This window comes from Herbiconiux ginsengi (genome assembly GCF_900107435.1).
Classification (GTDB): Bacteria; Actinomycetota; Actinomycetes; order Actinomycetales; family Microbacteriaceae; genus Herbiconiux; species Herbiconiux ginsengi.
Window position 1 is genome coordinate 1,109,090 of the sequence record NZ_FNPZ01000001.1, and the last position, 17,101, is coordinate 1,126,190.

Sequence of the window (17,101 nt, forward strand, 5' to 3'; positions counted from 1 at the left end):
CGGTGGTTGGTGCGCAGCGTGCGGGTGTGATGGTGACGATCATCTACTTCTTGCTCGCGAAACGGAAACCGAGAACGGCGGCGGCCGCCACGGCCGCGACCGCACCCGCGACGCCGACGGCGAACCCGATGGGGTTCTGGTCGCGGAAGCTCGCGATGCGGCTCTTCACCCGGTGCCCCGCGTGACGCGCCTGCTTGGGCAGGTTGAGCTTGAACTCGATGGCATCGAGGGTGGCCTTCAGATCGGCACGGGTCTTCTCGATATCGGCGTGCAGCTGCTCCTTCGAGCGCTGTGGGACCTCGGGCGCGGCTCCTGCGTCGCTCATGACTGACCCAATCCCTTCACCGTGTTGATGTCCTTCTTGATGCTGGTGATCGCGTCTTCGGGAACGATCGGCATGCCCTTCTTGATGGAGGAGACTCCGATCAGCACGAGGATGACGGCCAGCAGCAGCAGCGCGCCGGCCACGATCAAGGCGGCGGCCCAGGCAGGCAGAACGGTCGCCAGACCGAGCACGGCGGCCGCGACCAGGGTGGCGAGCGCGAAGAACGCCAGCAGGGCGGCCACCACGAACAGGCCCACACCGATGCCGAGTTTGGCGAGCCGCGCGGTGAGTTCGCGCTTGAGGTTCTCGATCTCGTCCTTCAGCAGGGCGATGATGAGCGTGGGCAGCTCGCCGAGCAGGGAGACGAGGGAGCGACGGGCCCGTCGATCGCGCTCTTCAGTCACGGAAAACCCTCTCCTGTTCTTACTCGTCGGATTCTGCGGCGTCGGCGCCCGGCGCCGCGGCCTTCGAGGGCGAGGCGGACTTCGCGGTCGTGGGCTTGCGTGCCGCGGGCTTCGCGGTGGTCGCGGGCTTCGCGGTCGCGGGCTTCGGCCTCGTCGATCCTGCCGTGCTCGCGGCGTTGCTCTGCTGCGGCCCGGTCAGCGGGTCGCGCCCGATCAGCGCGCCCAGCGCAGTGCGCGCCTTGTGCGAGAGGTCGGCCTTGACGGTGTCGACGCGCGCTCCCGCGAATTCCTGCACCTTGTGCACGCCCGACTGAACCGTCGGCGTGTTCCACACCTTCTGGGCACCCGCTTTGATCTGCTCGTACCGCTCTCGCCCGGCGCGTGTTCCGAGTACGTACCCCGTTGCCAGCCCGACGACGAAGATGATCTTTCCGCGCATGTGAACTCCGATCGATCGTGAGTGCAGGGTTGTTCCCAGCGTAGTCCCCTCGTCTGAAGCACGCATGGCCGCCGGATGCGGCCGGCCGGCCGTCGGTATCCGCTCAGTCGAGGTCGAGTCGGCGGTCGCCGCGCAGTTCGGCAGCCAGACCGGATGCGGTCGCGCGGGCGTGCTCGACGGTCGCGGCGAGTCCGGTGCCCGACACCCACGCGCCCACGACGTCGATGCCGGCGACCTCCTCCACCGCGGCGAGCGTCTGACGCACGCGCGCCTTGTGCCCCACGGTCGCGAATGCGAGCGACTCCGACCAGATCGTGGTGTCGAAGCCCGCCACGTCGGTCTCGGAGAGCGGAACGCCGAGCAACGTGGAGGCGTCGGCCAGAACGGTGGCGAGGTCGACGCCGGATTCGGTCGATGCGGTCGGCTCGCCGGATTCGGGCGCCCGTGCCGGTGCCCCGGATGCTTCGGCTTCGGGAGGCGCGGAAGGCCGGCTGCCTGCATCGCCGGTCTGCGCATCCGGACCCCGTCGGCCGTACGACAGCCGCAGCACGTGCCGGTGCACCGGGAGCGCATCGGCGAGCCACGCCCACTTGGCGCTCGAGTGCGTGAGCGCCTTGGCTGTGACGCCCGGGGTTCCGGGCGCGACGAGCACACCGGTGCCCCGTGGCTGCGCGTCGAGGCGCGCGTCGTCGATCACGAGCGTCGCGATGGCGATGGATGCCGGCTCGGGCCACTCGCCCAACGAAGGAACTCGGGGAGTGTCTCTGGCTGCCACGCTCGGTCGCGCGACGGAGCCGCGGGGCGAACTCGGGAGCGAGGAGGCCGCGGCATCGTCGTCATGCCCTACACCCGCTTCATCGAGCAGCGCGAGTCCGCAGCGGAACCCGGTGGCCACCACGATCGCCCGGCACAGCAGAACGACATCGTCGGCATTCCCGGCGGGGACGGCGTCCGCCGCGTCCGCACCGTCCGCCGCATCCGCACCATCCGCCGGCGCGAGCACGACGGTCCAAGGCCGGCCGACCGCCGCGTCCGCCGCATCGTCACCCCGCGTCACCGACGCCACTCGCGTGCGAGTGCGGAACGTCACGCCGTAGTAACGGCAGTCGGCCTCGAGCGCGTCGATCAGGCGGTGCACACCACCCGCGATCCCCTGCACCTGCGAGCCGGCCGGCGCCTGCTCGCGCAGCGCCATCACCGCACCCGAGAGCGAGCCCTGGGTGGTCATCGCCTGGGTGAGACCCGGAGCCACGGTGTGCACGTCGACCATCGAGGGATCGGCCGAGTGCACGCCCGCGACCACCGGCGTCACGAGGCGATCGAGCACCCGGCGTCCCATCCGGCGGCGCACGATGTCACCCAGGTCGGTCTCGGTGCGCACCCGCAGCAGCGGCATCAGGCGGTCGAGGTAGGCGCGCAGCGATCCGCTCCACCCGATGACCCGGCGCACGTCGTCGGCGAGCGGAACCCCCGGAATGCCGAGCACGCCGGCGGCGGGCAGCGGTGCGCTCCCGCCGTCCCAGGCCACCCAGGCGCCGGCCGGATTCGGCGCCACGATGTCGCCGCCGAGGCCGAGTTCGGTCACCAGCGCCGCGACGGTGCCCTTGCGCGTGGCGAAGCTCTCGGCGCCGGAATCGAGCTGCACCCCGGCCAACTCACGGGTCGCGACGTAGCCGCCCACCGCATCCCGGGCCTCGATCACCGTGACCGTGTTGCCGAGGTGCGCCAGTTGCCGCGCAGCGACGAGTCCGGCCACGCCGCCACCGATCACCACCACGTCGACGACGCCGGATTCGGCGTCGGAACGGATGCCGAACTGCGGCTGCCCGGAGGGCGACGCGGAGCCGGAAGCGGAAACGGATGCCCCATCAGTCATCGCTCAGCCCTCGCCCTGCGCGTGCACCAGCTCGACGATCCGCGTCAGCACCGCGGGATCGGTCTCGGGCGGAACCCCGTGCCCGAGGTTCAGCACGTGCGCGGGAGCGGACCGCCCCCGCCTGAGCACGTCGAGCACATGCGCCTCGAGCACCGGCCAGGGCGCCGCGAGCAGCGCCGGATCGACGTTGCCCTGCAGCACGACTCCCCCGCCGAGGCGCGACGACGCGACATCGAGCGGGATGCGCCAGTCGACTCCCACGACGTCGACCCCGATGTCGTGCATCGGCTTCAGCACCTCGCCGCTGCCCACTCCGAAATGCACAGTGGGCACGTCGAGGTCGGCGATCGAGGCGAGGGCAGCCGCAGAGTGCGGCGCGACCCGCTCCACGTAGTCAGCCACGGAGAGCGAGCCCACCCAGGAGTCGAAGAGCTGCCCCGCACTGGCGCCGGCGAGGATCTGCGCGCGGAGGAAACGGCCGGTGACGTCGGCGGCCCATCCCAGCAACGCCGCCCAGGCCGAGGGATCGGCGTGCATCATGGTGCGGGCGCGCAGGTGGTCTTTCGAGGGCCCGCCTTCGACGAGGTAGGCCGCCAGGGTGAAGGGGGCGCCCGCGAATCCGATCAGAGGGGTGGTGCCCAGTTGCGCGACCGTGCGCGCGACGCCCGCCGAGATCGCCGAGAAATCGGCTCCCGACGGAGCGGGCAGAGCCGCGACATCCGCCGCGGTGCGAATGGGGGCGGCGAGAACCGGCCCGCGCCCGGGCTCGATCTCCACGTCGACGCCGGCCAGGCGCAGCGGGATCACGATGTCGCTGAAGAAGATGGCCGCGTCGACACCGTGCCGGCGCACCGGCTGCAGGGTGATCTCACTCGCGAGTTCGGGGTCGAGGCATGCATCGAGCATCCGCGTTCCGACGCGCAGCTCGCGGTATTCCGGCAGCGATCGGCCGGCCTGGCGCATGAACCAGACGGGGGTCACGGCGCCGCGCACACCACGGTAGGTGGTGACGAGGGGGGAGCCGGAGGTGCGGCCGTCGGAGAGCGGATGGGTCGCGGGCAGAGTCACCGCCATATCCTACGGCGACCGCCTGAGCGGCGGCTCGCCCGTGCGCAGGCACCCGCCGTCGGGCAGGCGTACACTTAATCGGTGCTCATCTGCCTGACAGCGAATCACCGCAACGCGAGCTTCGATCTCCTCGAGAAGCTGTCGGTGGGCACCTCCGATGTCGCCAAGAGCCTCGTGGCCGAGAGCGACTTCGTGCAGGGGGCCGTGGTTCTGGCCACCTGCAACCGCTTCGAGGCCTACCTCGACATCGACGAACCACTCACCGCCGGCGTCTCCCTGGCGGTGGAGCAGGCGGCCGAGTCCTTCAGCGCGGCTTCCGGAACCGATGTCGGCGAACTGCGCGACTCGCTCACCGTGCTCTGCGGCGACGGAGTGGCCGACCACCTGTTCGCGGTGTCATCGGGGCTGGAATCGGTCGTGGTCGGCGAAGACGAGATCGCCGGTCAGGTCAAGCGCGCGCTCACCACCGCGCGGGTCGAGGGCACCACCTCCTCCGATCTGGAGCGGTTGTTCCAGCGTGCCTCCCACACCTCGCGCGGCGTCAAGACGAAGACCGGCCTCGGCGGCGCGGGCCGCTCCCTCGCCCGCCTCGCCCTCGATCTGGCCGAGAGCCGCGTCACCGACTGGGCGCGCACCCGCGTGCTTCTGGTGGGCACCGGGCAGTACGCCCGGGTCACACTCGCCAACCTGCGTGATCGCGGCGTCACCGACATCCGCGTCTTCTCGCCCTCCGGTCGTGCGGTCGCCTTCGCCGCGAAGCAAGGACTCGAGGCCGTGCCCGCGGCGGGCTACCGGGATGCGATCGCCACCGCCGACGTCGTCATCACCTGCAGCACGGCCGAGACCGTGGTGCTCTCCGCCGACGACCTCACCGCAGCCGTCGCCCTCCCCGGCGCCTTCGAGCGCCGCCTCATCATCGACCTCGGCCTGCCCCGCAACGTCGACCCCGCCGTCGCGGGCATCGGCGGCACCGAACTGCTCGACCTCGAGACGATCAGCCTGCACGCCCCGCTCGATGAGCTGAACGCCGAATCGGATGCGCGGGCACTGGTGGGCGAAGCTGCCGCCGAATACCGGGCCGGCAAGGCCGAAGCGGAAGTCACGCCCGCCGTGGTCGCTCTGCGGTCGCACCTCTTCGACCTGCTCGACGCCGAGATCGACCGCGCCCGCTCACACGGCGACACGACGGAGACCGAGCGGATCGAGCGCGCGCTCCGGCACCTGGTGGGGGTCATCCTGCACTCGCCGTCGGTGCGGGCCCGCGAACTCGCCCGCGAGGGCCGTGCTGACGAGGTGTTCGCGGCCGTCGAGACGTTGTTCGGTCTCGGAGGGGTCGCTGCCACCAACGCTGACACGGCGCGCGCCGACGCCGAGCCGGCCGCAGAAGCCGTCGCGCTCGACGACTACCGCCGCGCCGAGGGCTGATCCTAGCGCCCCGGTCGCGTGGCCTTCCGCTCGGGGTGGGTGGTCTGTGCATTTCGGGCGAACGTGCGTCGCAACGGCCCCTCATAGGGGCTCAACTGCGCGCAGATTCGCCCGAAGCGAACCACTCAGTCGGGTTTGCGCTCGTTCGACTCGTCTCCCGCGCCGACACGGGCCGCGCGGAGACGCCCGCGACCCAGCACGTCGCCCGTTTCGTGAGGAGTCGCGTCGCACGACCCCTCCCCGAGATCTTCGTGTCACGCCACTCCTCCCGAAACGCCGCACCCGCGCGCGGCCCCCGCCCGGTGCAGGCGCGATGACCGAGGCGCCCACCACCGCGCCCGAGTCAGGCGGCGACTCGGGCTCGTTGCCGACCATCCGCGTCGCTGCGCTCGCGCTCCTCCGCGAGCGCCGGGTGCTCATGGTCACCGCTCGCGCCCGCGACGTCTACTACATGCCGGGCGGCAAGATCGACCCCGGAGAGACCGCCGCCGAGGCCGCCGCGCGCGAGGCCTTCGAAGAGGTGAGCGTGCGGCTCGACGCGGCGAGCGTGCATCCGCTCTTCACCGTCACCGTGCAGGCGCACGGCGAGCCCGAGGGCCGGCTGGTCGAGATGCAGGTGTTCGAGGGCACGACTCCGGATGCGCCGCGCCCGTCGAGCGAGGTCGACGCGGTGCACTGGGTCAGCTCCGCCGACCTGCACCGCTGCCCGCCCGCCGGCGCGGAGACCCTCCGCCGCCTGCACGCTCTGGGCCTCATCGACTGAGGCGTCGGCCGCGACCTTCCACGCGCGGGCTCGCGCATCCGGAGCTCTCGCCTGCATCCGCCCACCGCCGATTCTGCGCCGTCCTCGCGGGACACCGCAAAGCGCGCGACTGCGGCACCTCGAGCGACCCACGACACCCGTGCGCCCCTCAGACCTCCTCGTCGAGGTCTCCCGCTCGCGCCTCGAGCCGGAGCTCCTCGGCGTCGAGCCGTGCCTGGATGCGACGCAACACCACGTCGTCGATCTGCCGCGTGTTGCGGAGTTGCGCGATCGCGCGCCGCTTCACCGGCAGCACCGCGAGCCGAAGGGCGCTCTCGCCGTCGTCACCCGTCAGCTCGTCGTCGAGCGGCAGCACCGTCTTGTCGTCGTCGCGCATCCGCCGCGACACGGTGTCGAGCCGCGCGGTGTATTCCTCCAGCAGGGCATCGCGCACGGCGGGAGTGGCGCCGGCCTCCTCGGCCACGCGCGGGAGCTGCTCGATCACGGCTTCCAGCGCCGTGCGTTCGGCCAGCAGGTTCTCCCATTCCTCCGTCGGGTCGGGCGGCAGCCGCGCCCAGCGCACCACGGCCGGCATCGTGAGCCCCTGCACCACGAGAGTGAACAGGATCACGGCGAAGGTCACCGCGATCAACGTCTCGCGGTAGGGCAGCGGCGAGCCGTCTGCGGTCTCGAGGGGCAGCGCCAGCGCGGCCGCGAGCGACACCGCCCCCCGGAAGCCGGCCCAGGCGCCGGGGAACCGCTGCCGAGCGTGCACCCGCCGTGCCCGTTGGGCCGGCCGTCGATCGACGGCTCGCAAGACGTAGGGGATCGTGTTGAACCAGGCCAGCCGGATGCCCAGCACCAGCACGATCGCCACTCCCGACAACAGCAGCGTGAGCGGCCAGTCGACCGCCTCGATGCTCGTCACGATCAGGTGGAACTGGATGCCGATCAAGACGAACAGCGAGCCGTTAAGGATGTAGGTGGTCACCTCCCAGAACCCGAAGCCCTGTCTCCGCGCCACCGCCGACGCGTCGAAATCCGGAAGGTGACTCGACACCAGTCCGCACACCACAACGGCCACAACGCCGGATGCGTGGAGCAGCTCGGCGGGCAGGAAGGCGACGAACGGCGTCAGCACGACGAGGGTGTTGACGAGCGACGGCTCCCGCACGAAGCGCCGCAGCCACCCGATCACGAAGCCGATGGCCAGCCCGATCGCGATGGCCACGAGGTACGACCAGAGGAATTCCAGCGCGACCGGCCCGATCTCGATGCCGGTTCCGCTCACGGCCGCCCCGATCGCCACCGAGTAGAGCACGAGAGCCGTGCCGTCGTTGATCAGGCTCTCGGTGCGCACGGTGGTGAGGATGCGCCGGGGCAGCCCACGCGCCACCGAGGCGACGGCGGTCGCATCCGTCGGCGCGAGGATGGCACCGAGGGCGAGGGCGATCGGCCACGGCAGCCCGAGAGCACTCGCCGCCGCGCCGACACCCACCGCGGTGACGAGTACGAGACCGATGGCCGCGAGCAGGATCACGCGCAGATTGCTGCGGATCTCCCGCAGCGAGGTCGTGACCGACTCCCAGTAGAGCAGCGCCGGCAGGAAGAGCAGCAGCACCAGGTCGGGCGGCAGCGCGACAGCGCCGGCCACGGGGATGAAGCCGATCGCGACGCCGAACAGCAGGAGCACCAGGGCGGGCGGCAGCCGGAGCCGGCGCGCGAGCCAGCCGCCGCCGATGATGGCGGCGCCGATGACCACGATGAGCTGGAGGCCCTCCATCGGCCAATTCTTCAGCACGAACGGGCGTGACGGGAAGGGCGGACTCAGGCTTGGAGTGCCGCCACCACACGATCGACGTCGGCGATTTCGTTCCAGACGTGGAACGCGACGCGCGCCCGGCCCGCCCGCGCCGACGCCGCGACACCGGCGGCCGAGAGTGCCGCGAAGCCGCTGCCGTCGGCATCCGGCCAGGTGACGATGGCGGTGCCCGTCGATGGAACGCCGAGCCTGCGGCAGAGTTCGTCGGCGAGACCGACGCAGTGCGACCGCACCGCCGCGAGGTCGGCCGACGCGAAGAGGTCGATGGTGGGGGCGGCGCCGATCCAGGCAGGCCAGGCGGGCGAGACGTCGAAGCGGCGGGCCGACGTCGCCAGGTGCATCCGCGGTCCGTAACAGGATCCCCACACGTCGTCGCCCGCATACCAGCCCGCGTCGACGGGCACCAGCCGGTCGGCGAACTCCGGCGAAAGGGTCATGAACGAGGCTCCGCGCGGTGAGCACAGCCACTTGTAGGCGTGGCAGATCGTGGCGTCGAAACGGCTCGCATCCACCGGCATCCAGCCCGCCGCCTGCGTTGTGTCGCACAGGGTCGCGGCACCGTGGCGGGCCGCGGCGGCGATGATCGCGTCGGCATCGGCGAGTGCCCCGGTGGCCGACTGCACCAGCGAGAACGAGACGAGAGTGGTCGACGGGCGGATGCCGGCCGCGAGCTCCTCGAGCGGAACGCAGCGCACCGTCAGCCGGCCCAGCTCCTCCTGCACGAGAAACGGGAACACCATCGAACTGAAGTCGCCCTCGACCACCAGCACTTCCGAGCCGGCGGGGAGCGAGGCGGCCACCATCGAGGCCGACACCGACACCTGCGAGCCGATGGCCACCCGATCGGTGGGCACCGACACCAGCCGTGCGAAGGCGTCGCGCGCCACCTCGACGGCGACCCCGTAGGCGCCGGGATCGCGGTGCCCCTCCGCCCAGGCGGCCAGATCCCGCGAGAGAGCGGCGACGGCTTCCCGAGGCGGCACCCCGATCACGCAGGCCGAGAGATATCCCGGCCGCACGTCGAAATGCGCGGCCAGCGCCTCTCGACCGAGCGCAGCGGGGGCCGATGCCGCGACCGGACTCTCCGTCGTCATGCCCCCAGCCTCGCGGCTCGAAATTCATTCGACAACCGCCAGTGTCGGATGATTCGCATAAGGCTGCGTTATCGTTCAGGCATGACTCTCTCGCCCCTCGCGAGCGCCTTCGACCTGGATTCGCAGACGCTGCGCGTCATCGCGGCCATCGCCGAGTACGGCTCGATCACCCGCGCCGCCGCCGTGCTCGGGTTCAGCCAGCCCGCCGTCAGCCAGCATCTGAAGCGGGTGGAGTCGCGGATCGGCATGCCGCTGGTCACGCGCTCGGGCCGCGGCATCCGGCTGACGGATGCCGGCGAGGTGCTCGCGCGCCACGCCGGAGTGGTGCTCGCGGCACTCGACGAGGCCGCCGGCGAACTCTCCGATCTGTCGGGCCTGCGGTCGGGCCAGGTGCGTCTCTCGGCCTTCCCGTCCGCGTCGTCGACGATCGTTCCGCACCTCATCCAGTCGATGGGGGCCGAGCACGCCGGGGTGCGGTTCACCTATCTCGAGGCGGAGCCGCCGGCGGCGGTGGCGTCGGTGCGCGACGGCGTGAGCGACATCGCGATCGCCTTCCACTACCCGGCCGACCGGAACGATCCGTTCCAGGAGAGCGCGGAGGGCCTCGTGGTGCACGAGCTGGCCCGTGACGACCTGCTCGTCTTGGTGCCGGAACGGCACGCGGTGCTGAGTGGCGCATCCGGACCACGTGACAGCACGGCGACCGCCCGCATCGACCTCGCCGAGCTGCGCTCCGAGAACTGGATCGCCGGCTGCCCCCGCTGCCGTTCGCACCTGCTCGACTCGTGTGCACGCGCCGGCTTCGCTCCGAGCATCGCGTTCGAGACCGACAACTTCGTGGCCGTGATGAGCATGGTGGCCGCCGGTCTCGGCGTGGCCCTGCTGCCCTCGCTCGCGCGCGCCGCCTCACCCCTGCCGCCCGGCGTCGTCGCCCTGCCGAGCACCGGCAACGACCACCGGATGATCGTGGCCGTCACCCGCCCCGGCGCCGACCAGATCCCCGCGGTCGGCGAGACCCTCCGCCTCCTCCGCGCCGTGGTGGCCTGACCGTGGTGGCCTGAAGGGGCCTGCCTCAGTACACGTACTCGAGGAAGTCGGTGCCGAGGGTGCGCATGGCCTCGAGCACACCGAGCCGAGCAGGCAGGTCGACGTCGTTGAATCGCATCGTCACCGCGTAGGCCACGCCGGCACGAGGGCCGACGACCACGCCCGCCTCGGAACGGATGCCCGCATCCGTTCCGGTCTTGTTGAACAACCGGATGCCGTGATCGGGCCCGGTGTGCGCCAAGGGATCGAGGCCGAACGCCCCGCCCACCATGGAGAGGTCGCTTCCGAGGCTCAGCCAGCCGGTCACGAGCCGCGAGGTGGTCTCGTCGACGACCTCGCCCCGCTCGAGCCCGCGGAAGAGCGTGGCGAGCTCGCGCGCAGAACCCACCGAGAGCTGCGGCGCGTCATCCGGCCCGCGCACGTCGCGCACGATGTCGAGCAGCAACGTGCGGCGGAGGCCGAGCGACTCCGCGCGGGCGCGCACCGCGTCGAGTCCGATGCGCCGTAGCAGCACGTTCGTGGCCAGGTTGTCGCTGGTCGCGCCGATGAGGGCGGCGAGATCGGAGACGGGAAGCGCCGGAACCTGCAGGTGCTGCCACAATCCCGAGTCGCCCACCGAGTCCTGCGCTGTGCGGTTCAGGATGCTCAGAGCCTCGGCTCCGGGTGCCGGGCGAACCGTGCGCGGGCCCCCGCCGGAGGGTGCCGATCCGGGCAGCGGTGGTGTGGGAGGCACCGCACCCCCGGCCGAGCCCGAACCGTCGCGCGCCGAGATCCGTGCCGCCACCTCGATGAGCAGCAGCACCTTGCCGATCGACGCCGTGGGAACGGAGAGATGGTCGTCGACCGAGAACAGCACCTTTCCCGAACCGGCGTCGACCGCGCAGGCCGTGACCTGCACGCCTGAGAGCGCCAACTCGGTCAGCGAGGCGAACCCCTTGCGGAAGATCACTCCGTCGCCGTCGACCGCATCCGTCCGCCGCCCGCGGGGCGCGATCTCCTCCCGCTCGGATCGCGCGCGTCGTCGGATCGATTCCGGCATGCTCAGGTGTCCTCCTTCGACTGGCCGGGCCCGGGATGCCCCGTTCCCCTCCAGACCCGCACCGCGTGGATGCGTGTTACCAGATGGTCACACGTTCAGCTGGGTCCAACCAGAGATTGTCGTTTGAATCGACGTTGAACGCCGTGTAGAACTCGTCGATGTTGCGCACGATCTGGTTGCAACGGAACTCGTTCGGCGAGTGGGGGTCGATCGAGAGCAGGCGGATGACCTCCTCGTCGCGCGACTTCTGCTGCCACGCCTGGGCCCAGGAGAGGAAGAAGCGCTGGGCGCCGGTGAGGTCGTCGATCACCGGCGGCTCGGCGCCGTCGAGCGAGAGCAGGTAGGCCTTCCACGCGATGCCCAGACCGCCGAGGTCACCGATGTTCTCGCCGATCGTGAGCGCCCCGTTGACGTGGTGGTCGGGCACCTGCACCGGCGCGAGCGCGTCGTACTGCGCGATGAGCGAGGAGGTCAGCTTCTCGAACGCCTTCCGGTCGGCTTCCGTCCACCAATCGGTGAGCCGGCCGTCGCCGTCGAAGCGCGACCCCTGGTCGTCGAAGCCGTGCCCGATCTCGTGACCGATCACCGCGCCGATCGCGCCGTAGTTCGCCGCCGCATCCCGCGACTCGTCGAAGAACGGGTACTGCAGGATGGCGGCGGGGAAGACGATCTCGTTGAACCCGGGGTTGTAGTACGCGTTGATGGTCTGCGGAGTCATGAACCACTCGTCGCGGTCGAGCGGCTTGCCGATCTTGCCGAGTTCGCGCTGGAACTCGAACTCGCTGGTGGCGCGAACGTTCGCGATGAGGTCGGTCGGGTCGATGTCGAGGCTCGAGTAGTCGCGCCACTTCACCGGGAAGCCGATCTTCGGCGTGAACGTGGCCAGCTTCTCCAGCGCCCGTCCGCGCGTGGCCGGGCTCATCCATTCGAGCGTCTCGATCGACTGCCGGTAGGCCTCGATGAGGTGGGCGACCAGCACGTCCATCGCCGCCTTGGCGGTGGGTGGGAAGTGCTTCTCGACGTAGATGCGGCCGACGGCCTCGCCCATCGAGCCCTCCACCAGCGAGACTCCGCGCTTCCACCGGGCGCGCATGACCGGAGTGCCGGTGAGGGTGCGGGCGTAGAAGTCGAAGTTCTCCTCCACGAAGTCGTTCGAGAGGTAGGGCGCCCAGCCGTGGATGACCTGCCAGGAGAGCCAGTCCTTCCAGCTCGTAAGCGGTGCACCAGTGAGGGCTCCGGCGAGCCCGGTGACGAAGCTCGGCTCGCGCACGACGAGTTCGTCGAACACGCCGTCGGGCGCGCCGAGAGCGTCGCGCCAGAGGTCGAAGAGCGAGGTGTCGGCGTCGTCGTCATCGTCGACGTCGTCTCCGGATGCGTCGGGCACGTTCGCGAGGTCGCCCGGCAGAGCGAGGAACTCGTCCCACGAGACCAGGTTGTAGGTGGCCTGGGCGTCGCGGGTGCGCACGTTGTCCCAGTGCGACTTCGCGATCAGGGTCTCGAGGTCGAAGACGCGCTGCGCGCGCTCGGCAGCGTTCTCGAGGCCGGCGAGTTCGAACATCCGCTGGATGTGACCGAGGTAGGCCTCGCGCACCGACGCGAACTTCTCGTCGCGGAAGTAGCTCTCATCCGGCAGCGAGATGCCGCCCTGCTCCACGAACACGAGATAACGCTCGGGGTTGCCCGGGTCGTTGTCGACGAAGAGGCGCAGGAGCCCGGGCACGCCCTCGCGTTCCAGGCGGCCGAGGGTGCGGGCGAGATCCGACACGTCGTCGATGGTGTCGACCAGCGCGAGCTGCGGGGCAACCGGGGCGGCGCCGAGCTTCTCGATACGCTCCTCGTCCATGAAACTCGCGAAGAGATCGCCGAATTTGCGGGCCTCGGTGCCCTCCGGTGCATCCTGTGACTCTTCGATGATGTCGCGCACGGCCTTCTCCGCCGCTTCGGCGAGAACGTAGAAGGAGCCCCAGCGCGCCTTGTCTTCGGGGATCTCGGTGCGGGCGATCCACTTTCCGTTGACGTGCCGGAAGAGATCGTCTTGCGCGCGGATGTCGGGGTCGAGTTCGGTGGTGTCGATGCCGGATTCAGTCACCCGACAACTCTACGCACGCGCTCTGCCCTGTGCGCCACTGGCAGCGAAAAGGGCTCCTCGGCCGCAGCCGGGGAGCCCTCTTCGTGGATCTGGTCGGCCGGTCTAGTCGACGACGGCGCCACCGAGGCGGAGCCCCGAGGTCTGGTCGAAGACGTGCACGTGGCCGAGCTTCGGGGTGACGTAGAGCGTGTCGCCGAGGTTCGGGTGCACGCGGCCATCGACGCGCACGACGAGGTCGGTGCGCTTGCCCTCGACCTCGGAGTGGCCGTAGAGGTAGCCGTCGGCGCCGAGCTCCTCGACCAGGTCGACCGTGACCGTCAGGCCCTGGCCGGCGTCGGCGGAGACCACGACGTCTTCGGGGCGCACGCCCACGGTGACGGCCTTGCCCGCATCCGCGAGGATGGAACGCTCGACCGGAACCGTCGCGGTGCCGAACTTGATGCCGCCGTCGACCACGTCGGCCGGGAAGAGGTTCATCGCGGGCGAGCCGATGAAGCCGGCCACGAACACGTTGTTCGGGTTCGCGTAGAGCTCGCGCGGGGTTCCGACCTGCTGGAGCAGGCCGTCCTTCAGCACCGCGATCCGGTCGCCCATGGTCAGAGCCTCGGTCTGGTCGTGCGTGACGTAGACCGTGGTGACACCGAGACGACGCTGCAGCGACGCGATCTGCGTACGGGTCTGCACCCGCAGCTTGGCGTCGAGGTTCGACAGCGGCTCGTCCATGAGGAACACCTGGGGGCTCCGCACGATCGCGCGGCCCATCGCGACGCGCTGACGCTGGCCACCGGAGAGGGCCTTGGGCTTCCGGGCGAGGTAGGGCTCGAGGTCGAGGAGCTTCGCGGCCTCGAGCACACGAGCGGCACGCTCTTCCTTGTGCACGCCGGCGATCTTCAGGGCGAAGCCCATGTTCTCGGCCACAGTCATGTGCGGGTAGAGCGCGTAGTTCTGGAAGACCATCGCGATGTCGCGATCCTTCGGCGGGATGTCGGTGACGTCGCGGTCGCCGATCAGGATGCGGCCGTCGTTCACCTCTTCGAGCCCTGCGAGCATACGCAGCGCGGTCGACTTGCCCGAGCCCGAAGGGCCCACCAACACGAGGAATTCACCGTCATCGACACTGAGGTCGAAGGCGTCGACGGCGGGGACCGTCGATCCCGGGTACAGGCGTGTCGCCTTGTCGAACGTTACAGAAGCCATCGTTGTCCTTCTTCTCCCCGGCAGGTACGTGCCGGACGATCCGTTGTGAGTTACGTGCAGTGCAACATACGTCGAGAAGGGGGCATTCCCCAAAACGGGGGGCTGATTGGCAGCTTCGAGCGAACGGCGCGGCCGCGATCTCGGTCGCGTCTAGGAGAGCAGTTTGGCCTTCGCCGCCGAGAACTCCTCATCGGTCAGGATGCCCTGATCCTTGAGGGCGGCGAGCTTCTGCAGCTCCGCGATGATGTCGGTGCCGCCGGCCGGAGCAGGCGCGGGGGCCGGGGCGGCGGGTTGCTGGGCGGCCACGGCGGCAGCGGCGGCGGCGTTGATCTGCTCCTGCTGTTGCTGGGCGGCGTATTCCTGCTGTTGCTGCTGGTCCTGCGCCTTGGCCTGAGCGTGACGTTGCATCCCGCCGCTGACCGCGGTGGCGGTTCCGGCGACGACGGCGGTGCGGGCGGCGAGGCCCAGGAGGCCGGGGCGGCCCATTCTTCTCATCATCGGCATGGTCTGTGTCCTGTCTGTCGGATTCGTCGGGTCTACGGAGTCGTGGATGGAGCGGGGCTGTTGCTACTCGGCGGCGATGGCCGCGAGCACCTCGTTGACCACGGGGGCCGGGATGCGCTCGCTGCTGATCACGACGCCCCCACCACCCGCGAGCTTGCCGGCCAGCTTCTTGGCCCAGGTCAGCTCGATCACGAGGAGGGCCGCCGACGAGCCCGGCGGGATCTGCACGGCCAGCTCCTCGATGTCTTCGGCCGAGGCGAGGCCTGTGGCCTCGAGCGCGAACTCCTCGAGTCCGATGGCGTCGCCCGCGTCTTCGAGTTCGAGCAGCGTCACGTCGCCGTCGAGCGAGCGGGTGACGAAGAGCAGGTCGAGCAGGCGAACGGTGCCCGCATCGACCACGTCGCGGAAGGCGTCGACGATCTCGGGGCCGGGGCGTTCTCCTTCGAAGCCGACGAGCAGCAGTTCGACCGGACCATAGGTGAAATCGGGCATCGGGACCTCTCGTCGTAAGTGCAGCTCGCAGGCTCGCGCCGGTGCGCGCTCTGGGCTGACGTTCGGCACGTTACCAGTCCCCACCGACGGGTGCTAGAGGTCTGTCGGGAGCTGATCGACGTCGGGTCCGTGCGCAAGGATGTCTGGTGCTCGGGCTTCGGGCCGACCGTAGGCTGAGCGGGTGCAGACGATCGACCGCGACATCCTCCGGCTCGCGGTGCCGGCCCTCGGCGCGCTGGTGGCGGAGCCGTTGTTCCTGCTCACCGACACGGCACTCGTCGGTCATCTGGGCGAGGATTCGCTCGCGGCGTTGGGTGTCGCGAGCGCGATCCTGCAGACCGTCGTGGGCCTGTTGATCTTCCTCGCCTACGCCACCACTCCCGCGGTCGCCCGGCGGCTGGGAGCCGGGGACCAGCCAGGCGCCATCAAGGCGGGCATCGACGGCATGTGGCTCGCTCTCGGCGTCGGCGTGCTGCTCGCCCTGATCGGCTGGCCGCTCGCCGGCGCGCTGGTGCGCTCGTTCGGCACCACCGCCGCCGTGTCGGCCGAGGCGACCACCTACCTCACGGTGTCGCTCATCGGACTGCCCGGGATGCTCGTGGTGATCGCCGCCACGGGCCTGCTGCGCGGTCTGCAGGACACCCGAACCCCGCTGGTCGTGGCGGTCGCCGGATTCGCCGCGAACGCGGGACTGAACGCGCTGCTGATCTACGGCGCCGGCTGGGGCATCGCGGGCTCGGCAGCCGGCACGGTCATCGCGCAATGGGCGATGGCGGCCGTGTACGTCGTGATAGCCGTTCGGGCCGCGCGCCGATCGCGGGTGTCGCTGCGACCGGGGCTCGACGGAGTGACGGCGTCGGCATCGGCCGGCGGGTGGCTCTTCGTGCGCACGGCCAGCCTGCGGGCCGCACTCGTCGCATCCGTCGTCGTGGCGGCGTCGCTCGGCGTGACGCAGCTCGCGGCCTTCCAGATCGCGATGACCGTGTTCACGACGCTCGCGTTGATCCTCGACGCCCTCGCGATCGCCGGACAGGCGATGATCGGGCACGGGCTCGGCGCGTCCGAGGTGCACCGGGTGCATGCCGTGACCAGGCGGCTGATCCGCTGGGGGGTGCTCTCGGGCTTGGTGCTGGGTGCGGCGGTGGCCGCGGTCGCGCCGCTCGTCGGACCGGCGTTCAGCCCGAGCCCCGAGGTGCAGCAGGCACTGACGGTGAGCCTGTGGGTGATGGCCGCGGGCATCCCGATCGGCGGCTATGTCTTCGTGCTCGACGGTGTGCTCATCGGCGCCGGGGATGCCCGCTACCTCGCGCTCACCGGGGTGGTGAACCTCGCCGTGTACGCGCCGCTCCTGGTGTGGGTGGCGGTGGCGCACCCCGCGGGTGCGGCCGGCCTGGGCTGGCTCTGGGCGGCGTTCGGCATCGGCTACATCGGTGCCCGCGCGGTGACTCTCGGGCTCCGGGCCCGCGGTTCCCGCTGGATCGTGACGGGCGCCCCCGCCTGATCCCCTCGCTCTGATCGATTTCTTGCCCCGTCCCGCC

Annotated in this window: 16 protein-coding genes; 4 read left to right on the forward strand and 12 right to left on the reverse strand. The window is 70.6% G+C overall.

Going from position 1 to position 17,101, the window contains the following annotated elements; genetic code table 11:
* Positions 1-43 precede the first annotated feature (43 nt).
* The 5 genes from BLW00_RS05330 to hemE form a co-directional block, all read right to left on the reverse strand.
* Positions 44-325 (reverse strand): DUF3618 domain-containing protein, encoded by a 282-nt coding sequence (locus tag BLW00_RS05330; RefSeq protein WP_092550186.1) that lies wholly within the window; start codon positions 323-325, stop codon positions 44-46.
* Positions 322-729 carry a phage holin family protein gene (locus BLW00_RS05335; RefSeq protein WP_092550189.1) on the reverse strand — a complete coding sequence of 136 codons (408 nt, stop codon included), beginning with the start codon at positions 727-729 and terminating at the stop codon, positions 322-324. Before BLW00_RS05335 ends, BLW00_RS05330 begins: the two co-directional genes overlap by 4 nt.
* 19 nt (positions 730-748) lie before the next feature.
* On the reverse strand, positions 749-1,168 hold the full coding sequence (locus BLW00_RS05340; protein ID WP_092550192.1) for a hypothetical protein: 420 nt from the start codon (positions 1,166-1,168) through the stop codon (positions 749-751).
* A gap of 103 nt (positions 1,169-1,271) precedes the next feature.
* Positions 1,272-3,044, reverse strand: a complete 1,773-nt coding sequence (locus tag BLW00_RS23350) for a protoporphyrinogen/coproporphyrinogen oxidase (protein WP_175494147.1) — start codon at positions 3,042-3,044, stop codon at positions 1,272-1,274.
* Between the two features lie 3 nt (positions 3,045-3,047).
* Positions 3,048-4,118, reverse strand: coding sequence for a uroporphyrinogen decarboxylase (hemE, locus tag BLW00_RS05350; protein ID WP_092550195.1), 1,071 nt, complete (start codon positions 4,116-4,118; stop codon positions 3,048-3,050).
* A gap of 75 nt (positions 4,119-4,193) precedes the next feature.
* On the opposite strand from hemE, the gene BLW00_RS05355 reads away from it, so the two are divergent.
* Both BLW00_RS05355 and BLW00_RS05360 read left to right on the forward strand, forming a co-directional pair.
* Positions 4,194-5,537 (forward strand): glutamyl-tRNA reductase, encoded by a 1,344-nt coding sequence (locus BLW00_RS05355; protein ID WP_092550198.1) that lies wholly within the window; start codon positions 4,194-4,196, stop codon positions 5,535-5,537.
* Positions 5,538-5,850: 313 nt separating this feature from the next.
* Positions 5,851-6,300 carry an NUDIX hydrolase gene (locus BLW00_RS05360; RefSeq protein ID WP_092550201.1) on the forward strand — a complete coding sequence of 150 codons (450 nt, stop codon included), beginning with the start codon at positions 5,851-5,853 and terminating at the stop codon, positions 6,298-6,300.
* A 148-nt stretch (positions 6,301-6,448) separates the two neighbouring features.
* On the opposite strand, the gene BLW00_RS05365 is transcribed toward BLW00_RS05360, so the two are convergent.
* Positions 6,449-8,062 (reverse strand): Na+/H+ antiporter, encoded by a 1,614-nt coding sequence (locus BLW00_RS05365; RefSeq protein WP_092550204.1) that lies wholly within the window; start codon positions 8,060-8,062, stop codon positions 6,449-6,451.
* Positions 8,063-8,106: 44 nt separating this feature from the next.
* Positions 8,107-9,195, reverse strand: coding sequence for an aminotransferase class V-fold PLP-dependent enzyme (locus tag BLW00_RS05370; protein ID WP_092550207.1), 1,089 nt, complete (start codon positions 9,193-9,195; stop codon positions 8,107-8,109).
* A gap of 81 nt (positions 9,196-9,276) precedes the next feature.
* On the opposite strand from BLW00_RS05370, the gene BLW00_RS05375 reads away from it, so the two are divergent.
* Positions 9,277-10,242: a LysR family transcriptional regulator gene (locus BLW00_RS05375; protein WP_092550210.1), complete on the forward strand. Its 966-nt coding sequence runs from the start codon at positions 9,277-9,279 to the stop codon at positions 10,240-10,242.
* A gap of 25 nt (positions 10,243-10,267) precedes the next feature.
* Here the strand turns inward: BLW00_RS05375 and BLW00_RS05380 are convergent, their stop codons facing one another.
* The 5 genes from BLW00_RS05380 to BLW00_RS05400 form a co-directional block, all read right to left on the reverse strand.
* On the reverse strand, positions 10,268-11,281 hold the full coding sequence (locus tag BLW00_RS05380; protein ID WP_245741283.1) for a serine hydrolase: 1,014 nt from the start codon (positions 11,279-11,281) through the stop codon (positions 10,268-10,270).
* A gap of 76 nt (positions 11,282-11,357) precedes the next feature.
* Complete coding sequence (locus BLW00_RS05385) at positions 11,358-13,370, reverse strand: M13 family metallopeptidase (RefSeq protein WP_092550213.1); 2,013 nt, start codon at positions 13,368-13,370, stop codon at positions 11,358-11,360.
* Between the two features lie 102 nt (positions 13,371-13,472).
* Entirely contained in the window at positions 13,473-14,567 is a 1,095-nt protein-coding gene (locus tag BLW00_RS05390) for an ABC transporter ATP-binding protein (protein ID WP_092550216.1), read from the reverse strand.
* 150 nt (positions 14,568-14,717) lie between these two features.
* The gene (locus BLW00_RS05395; protein ID WP_322788329.1) at positions 14,718-15,062 is read right to left on the reverse strand and encodes an SHOCT domain-containing protein; all 345 of its coding nucleotides are present in this window, start codon (positions 15,060-15,062) and stop codon (positions 14,718-14,720) included.
* 72 nt (positions 15,063-15,134) lie between these two features.
* Positions 15,135-15,563 (reverse strand): DUF6325 family protein, encoded by a 429-nt coding sequence (locus BLW00_RS05400; protein WP_092550222.1) that lies wholly within the window; start codon positions 15,561-15,563, stop codon positions 15,135-15,137.
* A 181-nt stretch (positions 15,564-15,744) separates the two neighbouring features.
* Between BLW00_RS05400 and BLW00_RS05405 the strand changes: the two genes are divergently transcribed.
* Positions 15,745-17,064 (forward strand): MATE family efflux transporter, encoded by a 1,320-nt coding sequence (locus tag BLW00_RS05405; protein ID WP_245741289.1) that lies wholly within the window; start codon positions 15,745-15,747, stop codon positions 17,062-17,064.
* Positions 17,065-17,101 lie beyond the last annotated feature (37 nt).

Coding starts and splice junctions, on each gene's coding strand:
- BLW00_RS05330 (WP_092550186.1), bottom strand. CDS start 325: ATGAGCGACGCAGGAGCCGCGCCCGAGGTCCCACAGCGCTCGAAGGAG.
- BLW00_RS05340 (WP_092550192.1), bottom strand. CDS start 1,168: ATGCGCGGAAAGATCATCTTCGTCGTCGGGCTGGCAACGGGGTACGTA.
- BLW00_RS23350 (WP_175494147.1), bottom strand. CDS start 3,044: ATGACTGATGGGGCATCCGTTTCCGCTTCCGGCTCCGCGTCGCCCTCC.
- hemE (WP_092550195.1), bottom strand. CDS start 4,118: ATGGCGGTGACTCTGCCCGCGACCCATCCGCTCTCCGACGGCCGCACC.
- BLW00_RS05360 (WP_092550201.1), top strand. CDS start 5,851: ATGACCGAGGCGCCCACCACCGCGCCCGAGTCAGGCGGCGACTCGGGC.
- BLW00_RS05365 (WP_092550204.1), bottom strand. CDS start 8,062: ATGGAGGGCCTCCAGCTCATCGTGGTCATCGGCGCCGCCATCATCGGC.
- BLW00_RS05370 (WP_092550207.1), bottom strand. CDS start 9,195: ATGACGACGGAGAGTCCGGTCGCGGCATCGGCCCCCGCTGCGCTCGGT.
- BLW00_RS05375 (WP_092550210.1), top strand. CDS start 9,277: ATGACTCTCTCGCCCCTCGCGAGCGCCTTCGACCTGGATTCGCAGACG.
- BLW00_RS05380 (WP_245741283.1), bottom strand. CDS start 11,281: ATGCCGGAATCGATCCGACGACGCGCGCGATCCGAGCGGGAGGAGATC.
- BLW00_RS05390 (WP_092550216.1), bottom strand. CDS start 14,567: ATGGCTTCTGTAACGTTCGACAAGGCGACACGCCTGTACCCGGGATCG.
- BLW00_RS05395 (WP_322788329.1), bottom strand. CDS start 15,062: ATGAGAAGAATGGGCCGCCCCGGCCTCCTGGGCCTCGCCGCCCGCACC.
- BLW00_RS05400 (WP_092550222.1), bottom strand. CDS start 15,563: ATGCCCGATTTCACCTATGGTCCGGTCGAACTGCTGCTCGTCGGCTTC.